Here is a 13,121-nt window from a genome sequence, read left to right as displayed (position 1 = left end):
TCAGAACCAGCGTTCGCCGACGAAGACGGTGTCGCCGGGCCCGATCGGCGTGCCCAGGGGAACGACGAAGCGGCCGGCGCCCGATGCATCGGTGTGGGTGAGGGTGACCTCGTCGCGCCTGGCGCGCGGCGAGAAGCCGCCGGCGATCGCCACTGCGCTCTCGACCGTCATGTTGGGTACATAGGGATATTGGCCGGGAGCCTGAACTTCGCCGAGGATGAAGAACGGGCGGTAGGATTCGATCTCGACCGCCACCGAAGGCTCGCGGATGAAGCCGTTGCGCAGCCGTGCGGTGATCTCGGCGGCAAGCCCGGCAGGCGTTCGGCCGCGTGCCGGCACCGAGCCGATCAGGGGCATGGTGATCGCGCCGGCCGCATCGATCGCATAGGAATTGGTCAGGCCCTCCTGGCCATAGACCACGACGCGAAGCCTGTCGCCGGGGCCGAGATTATAGGCCTCACGCGTCGGCGCGGGATCGGCATAGGCCACGGCCATCGGCGCGGGCGCAGCAAAGTCTGGCTGCCCATACGCCATCGAATCGAGGGCCGGGTCACCGGCAACCGGCGACGTTCGGCCCATGCAGCCCGACAACGCGAGCGCAGCAATCAGACAAACGAGGGGAGCGCGCAGGTCGCGCATGTGAAGAATCCCGCAACAATATCGGCGTCGATTAACGGCACTCATGGTTAACAAACGATGACGGCCGGTGGTGGCCGCCGCATCCACCAACTCCGCCGATTAACCCAGCAGCAACCTTAATGGACTGTAATCGCGGCCATTGAGATGGAATCGCGGCGTCCGCGGGAGTTCGTTATGCGTTTTGCATTCTGGCGTAGAGGCAAGGAAAAGGCCGCGGCGCAACGGGCGTTGCCGAAGTCTGCGCCGGTTGCCGCCGAAGCCGTTGCGAGACCGGCTGCACCGATATCAGCTCCTGACGAGCCGACGCGTCCGGCGGAGACGACGGATCTCGATCTGCATGTGCTCGGACGCGCGCTGGCGCGCAAGCGAAGCTGGATCATCGTGCCGACCGTGCTCGTGTTTGCGGTGTCGCTTGCCGCCGTCAACGTCGTGACGCCGCGCTACAAGTCGGAAGCGCGAATCCTGATCGACAATCGCGAGAACGCCTTCCTGCGCCCGAACGGCGAGCGCGACCTCGAGCGCACCTCGCTCGACGCCGAGGCCGTGACGAGCCAGGTCCAGCTTTTGCTGTCGCGCGATCTCGCTCGTGACATCATCAAGAAGAACAAGCTCGCCGAGCGCCCGGAGTTCGATCCGGTGCTGCGGGGCTTTTCCCCGCTGAAGTCGCTGCTGGCGCTGTTCGGCATCGGCCGTGACCCGTTCAGTCTGACCCCGGAAGAGCGGGTGCTCGATTCCTATTACGAGCGCTTCCAGGCCTATGCGGTCGACAAGTCGCGCGTCATGGTGATCGAATTCCAGTCCGAGGATCCCGAGCTTGCGGCGCGCGTGGCCAACTCGATTGCCGACGGTTATCTGGTGTTGCAGCAGGCGGCGCGGCAGGACCAGGCCAAATCCGCCAGCACCTGGCTGCTGGGTGAGATCGACAAGCTGCGCAGCAAGGTCGCGGAAGCGGATTCGCGGGTCGAGGAATTCCGCTCCAAGTCGAGCCTGTTCGTCGGCACCAACAATATCCCATTGTCGAACCAGCAGATGGGCGAGCTGAACACGCAGCTCAACAATGCGCGTGCGCTGAAGGCGGATGCCGAGACGAAGGCGCGGCTGATCCGCGAAATGCTTCAGGGCGGCAAGCCGATCGAGGCCTCCGAAGTGCTCAATTCCGAGCTGATCCGCCGGCTCGCCGAACAGCGCGGTACGCTGCGTGCGCAGCTCGCCGAGCAGTCGTCGACGCTGCTCGACAACCATCCGCGCATCAAGGAGTTGAAGGCGCAGATCGCCGACCTCGACCGCCAATTACGCGAGGAAGCCGGCAAGATTTCGCGCTCGCTCGACAACGATGCCCGCGTCGCCGATGCCCGCGTCCAGGCGCAGCAGGCGGGCCTGGATCAATCGAAGAAGCAGGCGTCGTCGAGCAACAGCCAGGACGTCCAGCTGCGCGGATTCGAGCGTGAAGCCAAGGCGCAGCGCGATCTGCTGGAAGCCTATCTCGCGAAGTATCGCGAGGCGACCGCACGCGAGAACATCGAGGCGGCACCGACCGACGGCCGCATTATCTCGCGCGCCACGGTTTCGAACACGCCGGCCTATCCGAAGAAGCTGCCGATCGTGCTGATCGCCACGCTGGCGACGCTGTTGCTGTCGTCGGGCATCATCATCACCGGTGAGCTGCTGCGCATCTCCGCGCCCGGCGCGGTGGGCCGTGCCTTCGCACCGGCCGCCGCAGTGATCCGGCGCCGCGAGCCGATCATGGAGACCACGACTGTCGACGAGCCGGCACTGACGCTGCCGCCTGAACCTGAGCTCGCGTCGCCGCTCGCGCCCAGCCTGTCGCCCGAGCCTGATCTGAGGTCCGAGCCCGCCGTTGCATATGAGCCCGTAATCAACGATCCGCAGCCTGTGCCCGCCCGGACGGCCAACGAGATCGATGAGCTGGCCGAGCGCCTGGTCGCGGCCGGTCCCGCCGCCCACAAGGTCACGGTGCTTGGTCCGGCCGCCGGCGAGAGCGTCACGCTGACCGCGCTGACGCTGGCCCGTCTGATGGCGCGTCAGGCCAAGGTCGTGGTGGTCGATCTCGTCGCGTCTTCACCCGCGCTGACGGCGGCAACTGTCGATTCCGGCGCGCCCGGCCTTGCCGAACTGATGCAGGGCGAAGCGACGTTCGCACAGATCATCACCAAGGATCGGCAGTCGCGGGTTCAGATCGTCAGCGCCGGGCGTCCGGGCTTCGATCGCTCGCATCTGCAATCGCCGCGGCTGGCGTTGGCGATCGATGCGCTGCTCCGGGTCTACGACCACGTGCTGCTCGACGCCGGCACGGCCGTCGACCTGCCGGCCGAGCTGCTGACCGCAAAGGCGCAAGCCGTCGTCGTGCCCGATGCCGGAATGGCGCAGGATGCCCGGCGCTCGATGGTCGATCAGCTCAGGGCCGTCGGCTTCTCCGAAGTCACGATGCTGAGCAAGCCCTGCGCGCCGTCGGAAACGGTCGTGACCGGTCCGCGCGTGGTGGCGGCCTGACGAAACCTTCAAAGCGCGATGGGTTGAGCCGTCATCGCGCTTCTCTTCGGAGGGCGCCTCTCGCCTCTAGATGGCGCCTCAGTGCGCGAGCATGGGCTCACGCGCGGCCCGCTCGAGGACGGGATCGATCCGCAGCCTGATCGTGACCAGCGCGCCGATCAAGCCGACGACCGCGAGCAGCAGCAGGCCCGCGGTGAATCCACCGGTCAGGTCCTTGAGATAGCCCATCGCGAACGGGCCCGCGAAGCCCGACAGATTGCCGAGCGAGTTGATCGCGGCAATGCCCGCCGCGGCCGAGGCGCCGTTCAGGATGCTGGCCGGCATCGGCCAGAACATCGGCGGCACCGCCGAAACGCCGATCTGCGCGATGCAGAGCAGGCCGATGATCAGCACGGGACTGGAGACCAGTCCGGCGAGGCCAATGCCGACGGCGGCGAGCACGAGTGCGCCGGCGACATGGTAGCGCCGTTCACCGGTCTTGTCGGAATGGCGGCCCAGCAGCACCATGCCGACCGCGCCGAACACGAAGGGCAGGGCGGCGATGAAGCCTGTCTGGGTGTCGGTGACGCCAAACGCCTTGATGATGGTGGGCAGGAAGAATGCGACACCGTAGCTGGCGGCGTTGAGGCAGAAGTAGACGAGGGCGCAGGAGAGCACCCGCGAGTCGGTGAGCGATTGCATGACCGAGATGTGCTCCACGGCTTCCTTCTTTTGCCGCTCGATCTCAAGCGTGTTCTGCACCCATTTGATCTCGTCGGGCTGCAGCCAGCTCGCCTGACGCGGGAAGTCCGGCAGCATCGCCAGGACGGCGAAGCCGACCAGCACCGACGGCAGTGCTTCGCAGATGAACAGCCACTGCCACCCGGTCAGACCGCCTCCGGACAGGTTGAGCAGCAGGCCCGAGATCGGCGCCCCGATGATGCTCGAGATCGGGATCGCGAGCATGAACAGGCTGATGACGCGGGCCCGATAGATCGTCGGGAACCAGAGGGTCAGATAGAAGATGATCCCGGGGAAGAAGCCGGCCTCGCAGGCGCCGAGCAGCAGGCGCAGGAAGTAGAAGATCCACTCGCTCGAGAGGCCGCTCGCCGCGGACATCTGCGGGATGAACGCGAACGCCGCCGAGACGATGCCCCAGCTGATCATGATGCGGGCGATCCAGCGCCGCGCGCCAAACCGTTCCAGCAGGATGTTGGAGGGCACTTCGAAGAAGAAGTAGCCGATGAAGAACAGGCCCGCGCCGAGCCCGTAGGCGGCTTCGCTGAGCCCAAGCGCCGTGTTCATGTGCAGCTTGGCAAAGCCCACATTGACGCGATCGAGGTAGGCCACGAAGTAACACAGGATGAGGAACGGAATCAGCCGCCGCATCATCTTTCCGATTGCGCGCTTCTCGACATCGTCGCTCATCGTTCCCATCCCTTCCGGTTTTTCGATTCGGCGCACGGTGATCGCGCTGTCCGGGCGGCACCTTCGTGCAGCCGCAGCGGTTCGTCGCCTTGCCCTTGCAAGTATTGCATTCATTGTTGTGTAATCGACCGCCGCGTGACTAATGGCATTTGGGAATGGAGCCACGGCGAAACTGTCATGATGCACCGCGGTATGACCGCGGGAACCCTGGAGCGTTTTCCAGCGAAATGGATGCCGGTTCGCGGCAGGAAAAGCGCGTCAAGATAGATTCAAGAGCCAGGATGGTGGCGGGCCGTGATCAATAATCTGAAATTGCGCCAGTTGCGCCTGCTGGTCGCGCTCGACAGCGAGCGCAAGCTGCAGCTGGCCGCCGAGCGCCTCAACATCACCCAGTCGGCGGCATCCAAGATGCTGGCCGAGATCGAGGCCGTGGCGCGGGTTCCGTTGTTCGAGCGGACGGCGCGCGGCGTCGAGCCGACCGCCTATGGCTCGATCCTGATCCGGGGCGGCAGGAGCGTGCTGGCCGACCTTGACCGGGTCACCAATGAATTCGCCGGTTACCGGTCCGGCGAACTCGGCACCGTATCGGTCGGAACGGTTGCCAAGCCCAGCATCGACCTCGTCGTCGATGTGATGCAGTATCTCGGCGAGAAGCTGCACCGGGTGAACATTTCACTCGATGTCAGCACCAGCCCGCCACTGGTTGCGCGGCTGCTCGCGCTTGAGCTCGATTTCATCGTTGCGCGGATACCCGTCGGCGTCGATTCCGGGCAGTTCGACTATCACGAGATCGGCGCCGAGCAGGCCGGCCTGCTGGTTCGCGCCGAGCATCCGCTGGCCGCGCTCGACAGCGTCAATCTGGAAGACACGGTCGACCTGCAATGGATTTCCCAGCCGCGGGAATCCTTCATGCGCCAGGCGCTTGAGCGGCTGTTCTACAGCCGGGGCATTGCGCCGCCGCAGCGCATGATCAACACCGAATCCTTCTCCGCCTCGATCGGAATTGCCGCAGGGATCGATGCGATCGTGCCGGTGCCCCTCTTGATCTTCGATCTGCTCGATCCGCAGCGCTTCAAGATGCTGCGTATCCGCGACCAGCTGATGCTCGAGAGTTACGGGCTGATCAAGCTGCGCAGGCGGGCGCTGTCGCCGGCCGCGATGCTGGTGTTCGATGCGATGATGCGGCTTGGCGTCGAGAGCGGACGGCAGGCGTCCGACAGCTCTATCTAACGTCGCCCTGTGGGCGTCCTCAGCGGAACATGCTGCGCAGGTTCTGCGCGATTTCGAACAGCGCCGGATTTTGCTTCACGGCGCGCTTGGCGCGGCTGATGGCCGCCAGCGCGCTTGCCGCCGGCTTGCCGCGCAGGCTGAGCGGAACGAAGCTGTCGACGATCGCTTCGTCGTCCTTGCAGAACAGCCGCTTGTACTCGTCCGAGCCGATGCCGAGGTCGAAGGCGCGGTAGTTCATGCCGGCATGGCGATCGATGATGTCGCGCATCAGGATCAGGCCGGGGCTGAACTTGGAGTTGGCCGACATCGTGTAGGTGTTGAACATCATCGAGAACCGATGACCGTCGGAGACACCGGCGTAGATCGCAATCACTTCCTCGTCACACTCCAGCGCGTGGATGTCGATCGCGTAGCCCTTGCCGTCGGCGCGCGGCGCAAGGCAGGCGCTGCGGATGAACTGCTCGACGCCGGGCTCGGCGAACACGTCCGGCAGCTTCTGCTCGGCCATGCGCTGCGGCTTGACGCGGAAGAACCAGTCGAGCAGGCGGTAGACGTCGGCGCTGTCGGCCGCGACGTGATAGCGGTAGCCGGGCAGCGGCTGCAGCTTGCGCTCCTTCCCCTTGAGGCGACGGCGGAACGAATTGCTGATCAGCGCTGCGGGCGCGGCGCCGGGCTCGATCACAAGCAGCGGACAGTCGTTCACCGAAGCCTGGTGCGGCAGCAACGCCAGTGGATTGGGCTGGTCCTGCCAGCGCAGCGGCTGCTGGCACAACACGAGCGCGTCGACGCGGGACCGCTCGGCAATCGAGCTCATCAGAGCCGTGATGTCGGCTTCGGTTGCGTTGGCGGCGAAGTCCTTGTCGTACAGCGCCATGTTGAAGGTCGCATGCTTGCCGCCCATGAAGCTCGCGCAGTTCGCGCCCAAGCGAGACTCGATGGCAAGCGGCAGCAGCAGCAGCGGACGGCGTTCGCTGTCATGGGCCACGACGATGAAGGGCCGCAGTCCCTCGCGCTCGCCGACCTGGCGTTGCCAGTTGGCGAGAAAATCGAAGCGCTGATAGGGCGTGTAGCTGTGTTGCGGTGTCTCGAGACTGCGCCAGGTCGCCTCGGCCGCGGTGAGGTCATGAAAGATGTCGACGCCGGCGACGCGGATTGCGTTCGGCCACGGTTGCGTCCCCGCCGTCTGGCCTTCAACTGCCGCCGCCATGATCATCTCGGAACCCAAATTTTTTAAGGTATTAATTTACAGGTCTCGGCTGGGGCCGACCTTCGCAGGGAAATGTCAACAAAGAGTAATAAGAATGGCTCGGCAGGGGGCTTGGCGGCGTGTGTGGGAACCGCCGGGCAGAGGCGGGGATTTTGGCGCCGGACAACAGGATTTTGCGGCGGGCCCGGATGGAGCTCGCCTATTTCAGCGGCGCCTTCCGTCTGCGGGAGCGCGAGGCCGGGGGCGCCGGGGCTATCCTGCGCTTCGCGCGCGTCCGTCCCGCGCACCGGCCCCGGTTCCAGCCGCTGAAATCCCAGGAGATCACGCCTGCCTTCCTCGATCGCACCATTCGTGCGCTGAAGCGCTGGAAGTACGACATCGTCGGGATCGACGAGGCTTGCCGCCGCGCGGTGACCATGCCGGAGCGCCGGCGCTTTGTCTGCCTGACCTTCGACGGCGCCAGCAAAGACGTCGTCACGCATGGCTATCCCGTGCTCGCAAGGCACGGCGTGCCGTTCACGCTCTATTTGCCGACAGCCTTCCCGGATGGCGTGGGCACGGCGTGGTGGCTGGTGCTCGAGGACATCATCGCGCGCGAGAGCCGCATCAGCCTTGTTATCGACGGCAGGGAGCGGCACTTCGTGGTCTCGAGCCTGTCGGACAAATACGAGCTGTTCGATTTCCTGTCCGGCTGGCTGCGCAAGCTGTCGCCGCGTGATCTGTCCTATGCGGTAAACGATCTCGGCCGGCGCTATTCGGCCGATGCGGCGCAATTGTCACGCAGCACGTCGCTCGACTGGAAGGATCTGGCGAGGCTTGCGGATGATCCGAACGTGACGTTCGGCAGCGCGACCGTGAACTATTCCGTCCTGTCCAATCTCAGGGATAGCGATGCGCAGCGCGAGATGGCGATGGGAAAGGCGGTTGCCGAGAGCGCGCTTCGGCGGCCGATCAAGCATTTCGCATTCCCGTTTGGGGACCGCGACGCGCTCCGCCGTCCGCATGTCGTGATGGCCGAGGAGGCCGGCTTTGCCAGTGCGGTGTCGACCATCTCTGGTGTGGTCGAGGCGCAGGGGCGCACCAATCTCTACGCGCTGCCGCGCATCGCATGGGACGGCCGCGTGCGCTCATTACGGATGATGCGCGTGCTGCTCTCGGGCGTGATGTTCGCACCGGTGCGGCCGACCCGGCACGGGCGCGACGAGGGCGCGATCTAGGCGCGGTCGGGCCGGGACATCCAGGAGACGATCGGCATCGCCGGCAGCACCCAGCCAAGTCCCGCGACGACATAGAAAATCGCCTGGAGCAGTCCTGAATTGGCGAGCCACGGGGTCTGGGCGATCGTCATGCCAAGCAGCGACCACACCACGACCAGGATCAGCAGGAAGATGGTTCCGAGCAGTTTGCGGGTGCGTATGGCCATGGCGGAGATGTAAACTCGTGATCCAGAGTGTTTTCGCGCGAAGTGGGTACCGGTTCGCGCTAGAAAACGCGTCAAAACAAGGTTCTGGAGCTCGTTCCCGATCGATCGGAACGCGGCTCCGGGCGGCGCTTGCGCGACCGGCGCGGCGGACTATAAGGGGCCCGAAAATCCAATCAAGTCAGGGCGAAATGGCCGGTATTTCCGCACAACCATCGCAGCTCCGCGCCGTCAGGGTCTGGCTGATCGCGGTCGCCGCCCTGATCGCGCTGATGGTCCTGGTCGGCGGCGCCACGCGGCTCACCGAGTCCGGCCTGTCGATCGTCGAATGGAAGCCGGTGACCGGCGCGCTGCCGCCGCTGACCGAGGCGCAGTGGACGAAGGCCTTCGAGGGCTACAAGACCATCCCGCAATATCGCGAGCTCAACGCCGGGATGACGCTCGATCAGTTCAAGACGATCTTCTGGTGGGAGTGGAGCCACCGGCTGCTCGGCCGGGTAATCGGCGCCGCCTACCTGCTGCCGTTCCTGTATTTCCTGTGGCGTGGCGCGGTGAGCGGCGAACTCGGCCGGCGGCTGTGGGTGATCTTCGGTCTCGGCGCGCTGCAGGGTGGCGTCGGCTGGTGGATGGTGGCGTCAGGCCTCTCGGAGCGCGTCGAGGTGTCGCAATATCGGTTGGCGACGCATCTGGTGCTGGCGCTCCTGATCTTCGCGGCGATCGTCTGGACGCTGCGGCGCTTGACGGACCGTCCGTCGGTCATTGCGCCGGTCAGGCTGAAGGTCACGAGCGCGGTGCTGCTCGTGCTCACCTTCGTGCAGCTCTATTTCGGCGCGCTGGTTGCGGGCCTGCGCGCGGGCAGGGTCTACAACACCTGGCCCGATATTGACGGTGGCTTCATTCCATCGGCCGATCGTCTCTGGTTCGAGACGCCGTGGTGGCGCAATTTGTTCGACAACACGCTGACGGTGCAGTTCGAGCACCGCATGACCGCCTATTTGCTGTTCGCGCTAGCGATCGCGCATGCGATCGATGCCGTGCGCGCCCGCGCCGGAGGTGCGGTGATCGCGGGCGCCTGGTGGCTGGTGGCCGCGATCACGCTGCAGGCGACGCTCGGCATCCTGACGCTGCTGCATCAGGTGCCGATCGATCTGGCGCTGACGCACCAGGCGGTCGCGATCGTGGTGCTGACGCTCGCGGTGCTGCAGGCCGAGCGCTTCGCGGCGCGGCGGACCGAACGGGACCAGCCGAATCTGGTTCCGGTCGGCCAGTCGCTTTGATCCATCAGGACAGATAGTCGAGCCCGATATCGAGCGTGGCCGAGCTGTGGGTTATCCAGCCGGCCGAGATCAAATCGACGCCGGTGGCGGCAATCGCCGCGGCGGTCGAAGCGGTGATACGGCCGGAGGCTTCGGTGAGCGCCTTGCCGCGCGCCATTGCTACCGCCTGGCCGAGCTGCTCTGTCGTCATGTTGTCGAGCAGCACCGCGTCGACACCGAGTGCCAGCACCTCTTCAAGCTGCGCCAGCGTGTCGACCTCGACCTCGATCTTCACGAGATGACCGGTATTGGCCTTGGCGCGCTCGATCGCAGGACGGACACCGCCGGCGAGCGCGACATGGTTGTCCTTGATCAGCACGGCATCGTCGAGACCGAAGCGGTGATTGCCGCCGCCGCCGGCGCGCACCGCGTACTTCTCCAGCGCACGCAGCCCCGGCGTGGTCTTGCGGGTGCAGACGATCTGCGCGCGCGTACCTGCGACAGCTTTGACGAGCGTGGCGGTTGCGGTCGCGACGCCGCTCAGATGGCAGAGGAAGTTGAGCGCGGTGCGCTCCGCGGTGAGCAGGCTGCGGGCCGGCCCGTCGATGATCGCGATGACATCGTCGGGTTCGACAGCGCTGCCGTCGGGCCGCTCGGCGCGCAACTCGACCGCCGGCGACACCGTCTGGAAGACGGTGCGCGCGATGTCGAGCCCGGCGATCACGCCGGGCTGTCGCGCCCGCATCACCAGGCGGGCCTGCTGGCTGGCCGGTACGATGGCGTCTGCCGTGATATCGCCGGCGCGGCCGAGATCCTCGCGCATGGCGGTTTGCACGATCGGCTCATACAGCAACGGCAACAGGGGATTGAGGGTCATGAGCGGGCACTCCTGGCTGATAGCTTGGATTCAACGATGTCGTGCGCGGCGGCGAGCGCTTCCGCACGGGTGAGGGAAGACGGCGCTGCCGACAAAGCGGTGTGGGGGAAATCGGTGCGGAAATGACCGCCGCGGCTTTCCTCGCGTCTGATGGCGGCAATCGCGATCATCAATCCGACCAAAGCTGCGTCGGATGCCGCACTGGGACTGCGTGCGAGCGGATAGAGGCTCCGGATCGCGCGCGCGATACCGTCGTGATCGCGCAGCACGCCGAGCCCCTGGGTGAGGATCGGACGTACGGCAAAAGGATCGGAGGCGGGCGGCATCGTGTGTTCGCTCAACATCGCGCGTGGACCTGCGCTGACGCCTTCGATGCTCTCGGCGACCCAACGCGCGCAGACGATCGCTTCCATCAGCGAGTTGCTGGCGAGCCGGTTTGCACCGTGCAGCCCGGTGCGCGCGGCCTCGCCGCAGGCCCATAGGCCCTGCACCGTGCTGCGGCCATGGCCGTCAACCGCGATGCCGCCCATGTGGTAGTGGACCGCCGGCCGGATCGGGATCGGATCTGTGGCGGGAGCGATGCCCGCCATCTTGCAGAACGCGCTGATCACGGGATAGCGCTGCGCGAAGTCGGCGCCTGGATGCTGGCGCGCATCGAGGAAGGTGCGGTGCCCCGCGGCGCGGTGGCGCCAGACGGCGCGCGCGACGATGTCGCGTGGCGCAAGCTCGGCGCCGGGCTGATCGGCCATGAAGCGCTGCCCGGTCTCGTCGATCAGGGTCGCGCCGTCGCCGCGGATCGCCTCGGTCAACAGCGGCATCGGCCGTGACGGCCCGTCGAAGGCGGTCGGATGAAACTGGACGAATTCGAGATCCGACAGCTTTGCGCCGGCATGGGCCGCGAGTGCGAGCCCCTGGCCGAAACATCCGCCGGGATTCGTGCTGTCTGAAAACAGCCCGCCGATGCCGCCGGTCGCGATCACGACGCGGTTGGTGGCTATCGTTAGCGTACCGCGGTCGCTGGCTGCGAGCACGCCCCTGATGGCATTGTCCTCGACGAGCAGCCGGCGCGCCTCGACGCCTTCCAGTAAGGTGATCGATGGCGTCTGGCGGACCGCCGCGATCAGCGCGCGCATGATCTCGCGGCCGGTGCCGTCGCCGGTGGCGTGCACGATGCGGTTGCGGCCGTGCGCGGCCTCGAGCCCGAGACGCCAGCTGCCGTCGGCGCGGCGGTCGAAGGCGACGCCGAGCTCGGCCAGATGCTCCACGGCGGCAGGCGCGGCGTGGACGATCCGGGATGCTGCGGCCGCATCACAGAGGCCGGCACCCGCAGCAAGAGTATCGGCGAGATGGAGGGCAGGGGTGTCATCCGCGCCGACCGGCGCGGCGAGACCACCTTGAGCCCACATGCTGGAGGCTTCCGCGCCGAGCGGCGATTTCGACAGCAGCACGACCGGCTCGGGCGCGAGCTGCAGCGCGGTCATCAGCCCCGCGGCGCCGCCGCCGATGATCACCGGGCGGCCGTTGAGATCGGAGATATCGGTACTCATATCGCCAGCATCCTTTCGACACTCCTGCGCGCGCGATCGGCGATCGCGGGATCGATCATGACCTCGTGCTGATTGGTCTCCAGCGCGTGGCGGATGTTCTTCAGCGTGATCCGCTTCATGTGCGGACAGAGATTGCAGGGCCGGACGAAGTCGACATCGGGATTGCGGGCCGCGATGTTGTCGCTCATCGAGCATTCCGTCAGCAGCACCACACGCGGCGGACGCTTGGTCTCGACGAACGACTGCATCGCAGCCGTCGAGCCGGAAAAGTCCGCTTCGGCGACCACCTCGGGCGGGCATTCCGGATGCGCCAGAACGGTGACATCGGGATAATTCTCACGCAGCTGACGCACGTCGTCGGCGGTGAACAGCTCATGCACCTCGCAATGGCCCTTCCAGGCGATGATCTTCTTGCTGGTCTGCTTGGCGATGTTCTGCGCCAGATATTCATCCGGCAGCATGATGACGCGCTCGGCGTCGAGCGATTCCACGATCCTGAGCGCATTGCCTGACGTGCAGCAGATGTCGGACTCCGCCTTCACCGCGGTCGACGTGTTGACATAGGCAACCACGGGCGCGTCCGGGTAGCGCGCGCGCATCAGCCGCACGTCGGCTGGCGTGATGGAGTCCGCCAGCGAGCAGCCGGCCTTGAGGTCCGGGATCAGCACGGTCTTGGCCGGGTTCAAGAGCTTCGCCGTCTCGGCCATGAAGTGCACGCCCGCGAGCACGATGACATCGGCGTCGACCTTGGTTGCTTCACGCGCGAGCAAGAGACTGTCGCCGACGATATCGGCGACGCCGTGGAAGATCTCCGGCGTCTGGTAGTTGTGTGCCAGCACCACCGCATTGCGGCGGCGTTTCAGTTCGAGGATCGCGTCGACGTCCTCGGCGAACGTGGCCCATTCGAATGGCGGGATGACGCGCTTGACGCGCTCATAGAGCGGCGCGGTGCGGGTGAGCAGATCGGTATCGAGTGCAACCATTTATACTCTCCTTGAGCATAAGATGGTTTATACTTATCCTGAGC

At 65.8% G+C, this 13,121-nt stretch carries 11 protein-coding genes; 4 read left to right on the top strand and 7 right to left on the bottom strand.

The features are described from left to right. Positions 1-639 carry a polysaccharide biosynthesis/export family protein gene (locus tag ACE103_RS23105; protein WP_375775018.1) on the bottom strand — a complete coding sequence of 213 codons (639 nt, stop codon included), beginning with the start codon at positions 637-639 and terminating at the stop codon, positions 1-3. Between the two features lie 174 nt (positions 640-813). Here ACE103_RS23105 and ACE103_RS23100 point away from each other — a divergent pair, with 174 nt between their 5' ends. Next, positions 814-3,150 (top strand): GumC family protein, encoded by a 2,337-nt coding sequence (locus ACE103_RS23100; protein WP_375775017.1) that lies wholly within the window; start codon positions 814-816, stop codon positions 3,148-3,150. A gap of 78 nt (positions 3,151-3,228) precedes the next feature. Here ACE103_RS23100 and ACE103_RS23095 read toward each other — a convergent pair whose 3' ends face one another. After that, positions 3,229-4,566, bottom strand: a complete 1,338-nt coding sequence (locus ACE103_RS23095) for an MFS transporter (RefSeq protein ID WP_374707966.1) — start codon at positions 4,564-4,566, stop codon at positions 3,229-3,231. A 285-nt stretch (positions 4,567-4,851) separates the two neighbouring features. Here ACE103_RS23095 and ACE103_RS23090 point away from each other — a divergent pair, with 285 nt between their 5' ends. After that, the gene (locus tag ACE103_RS23090) at positions 4,852-5,787 is read left to right on the top strand and encodes a LysR family transcriptional regulator (protein ID WP_223967623.1); all 936 of its coding nucleotides are present in this window, start codon (positions 4,852-4,854) and stop codon (positions 5,785-5,787) included. 19 nt (positions 5,788-5,806) lie between these two features. Here ACE103_RS23090 and ACE103_RS23085 read toward each other — a convergent pair whose 3' ends face one another. Further along, positions 5,807-7,000: a GNAT family N-acetyltransferase gene (locus tag ACE103_RS23085; protein WP_375775016.1), complete on the bottom strand. Its 1,194-nt coding sequence runs from the start codon at positions 6,998-7,000 to the stop codon at positions 5,807-5,809. Between the two features lie 182 nt (positions 7,001-7,182). Here ACE103_RS23085 and ACE103_RS23080 point away from each other — a divergent pair, with 182 nt between their 5' ends. Next, positions 7,183-8,211: a polysaccharide deacetylase gene (locus ACE103_RS23080; RefSeq protein WP_375775015.1), complete on the top strand. Its 1,029-nt coding sequence runs from the start codon at positions 7,183-7,185 to the stop codon at positions 8,209-8,211. On the opposite strand, the gene ACE103_RS23075 is transcribed toward ACE103_RS23080, so the two are convergent. After that, positions 8,208-8,417 (bottom strand): DUF2842 domain-containing protein, encoded by a 210-nt coding sequence (locus ACE103_RS23075; RefSeq protein ID WP_050422561.1) that lies wholly within the window; start codon positions 8,415-8,417, stop codon positions 8,208-8,210. The genes ACE103_RS23080 and ACE103_RS23075 overlap by 4 nt on opposite strands. Before the next feature lie 188 nt (positions 8,418-8,605). On the opposite strand from ACE103_RS23075, the gene ACE103_RS23070 reads away from it, so the two are divergent. After that, positions 8,606-9,691, top strand: a complete 1,086-nt coding sequence (locus ACE103_RS23070; protein WP_375775014.1) for a COX15/CtaA family protein — start codon at positions 8,606-8,608, stop codon at positions 9,689-9,691. 4 nt (positions 9,692-9,695) lie between these two features. On the opposite strand, the gene nadC is transcribed toward ACE103_RS23070, so the two are convergent. The 3 genes from nadC to nadA are packed head-to-tail and all read right to left on the bottom strand — an operon-like array spanning position 9,696 to position 13,077. After that, positions 9,696-10,547: a carboxylating nicotinate-nucleotide diphosphorylase gene (gene nadC, locus ACE103_RS23065; protein WP_375775013.1), complete on the bottom strand. Its 852-nt coding sequence runs from the start codon at positions 10,545-10,547 to the stop codon at positions 9,696-9,698. After that, positions 10,544-12,094: an L-aspartate oxidase gene (locus ACE103_RS23060; protein ID WP_375775012.1), complete on the bottom strand. Its 1,551-nt coding sequence runs from the start codon at positions 12,092-12,094 to the stop codon at positions 10,544-10,546. The genes nadC and ACE103_RS23060 overlap by 4 nt, the downstream gene beginning before the upstream one ends. Then, entirely contained in the window at positions 12,091-13,077 is a 987-nt protein-coding gene (gene nadA / locus ACE103_RS23055) for a quinolinate synthase NadA (protein ID WP_375775011.1), read from the bottom strand. The genes ACE103_RS23060 and nadA overlap by 4 nt, the downstream gene beginning before the upstream one ends. Between the last annotated feature and the right edge of the window lie 44 nt (positions 13,078-13,121).

Origin of the sequence: Bradyrhizobium sp. ma5, assembly GCF_042258955.1 — a bacterium.
Lineage (GTDB): Bacteria > Pseudomonadota > Alphaproteobacteria > Rhizobiales > Xanthobacteraceae > Bradyrhizobium.
This window is presented reverse-complemented; position numbering and strand designations above follow the sequence as displayed.

Bases quoted from the DNA above. Each gene is read 5' to 3' on its own strand.
- ACE103_RS23105 (WP_375775018.1), bottom strand. From the start codon at position 639: ATGCGCGACCTGCGCGCTCCCCTCGTTTGTCTGATTGCTGCGCTCGCG.
- ACE103_RS23100 (WP_375775017.1), top strand. From the start codon at position 814: ATGCGTTTTGCATTCTGGCGTAGAGGCAAGGAAAAGGCCGCGGCGCAA.
- ACE103_RS23095 (WP_374707966.1), bottom strand. From the start codon at position 4,566: ATGGGAACGATGAGCGACGATGTCGAGAAGCGCGCAATCGGAAAGATG.
- ACE103_RS23085 (WP_375775016.1), bottom strand. From the start codon at position 7,000: ATGATCATGGCGGCGGCAGTTGAAGGCCAGACGGCGGGGACGCAACCG.
- ACE103_RS23080 (WP_375775015.1), top strand. From the start codon at position 7,183: ATGGAGCTCGCCTATTTCAGCGGCGCCTTCCGTCTGCGGGAGCGCGAG.
- ACE103_RS23075 (WP_050422561.1), bottom strand. From the start codon at position 8,417: ATGGCCATACGCACCCGCAAACTGCTCGGAACCATCTTCCTGCTGATC.
- ACE103_RS23070 (WP_375775014.1), top strand. From the start codon at position 8,606: ATGGCCGGTATTTCCGCACAACCATCGCAGCTCCGCGCCGTCAGGGTC.
- nadC (WP_375775013.1), bottom strand. From the start codon at position 10,547: ATGACCCTCAATCCCCTGTTGCCGTTGCTGTATGAGCCGATCGTGCAA.
- ACE103_RS23060 (WP_375775012.1), bottom strand. From the start codon at position 12,094: ATGAGTACCGATATCTCCGATCTCAACGGCCGCCCGGTGATCATCGGC.
- nadA (WP_375775011.1), bottom strand. From the start codon at position 13,077: ATGGTTGCACTCGATACCGATCTGCTCACCCGCACCGCGCCGCTCTAT.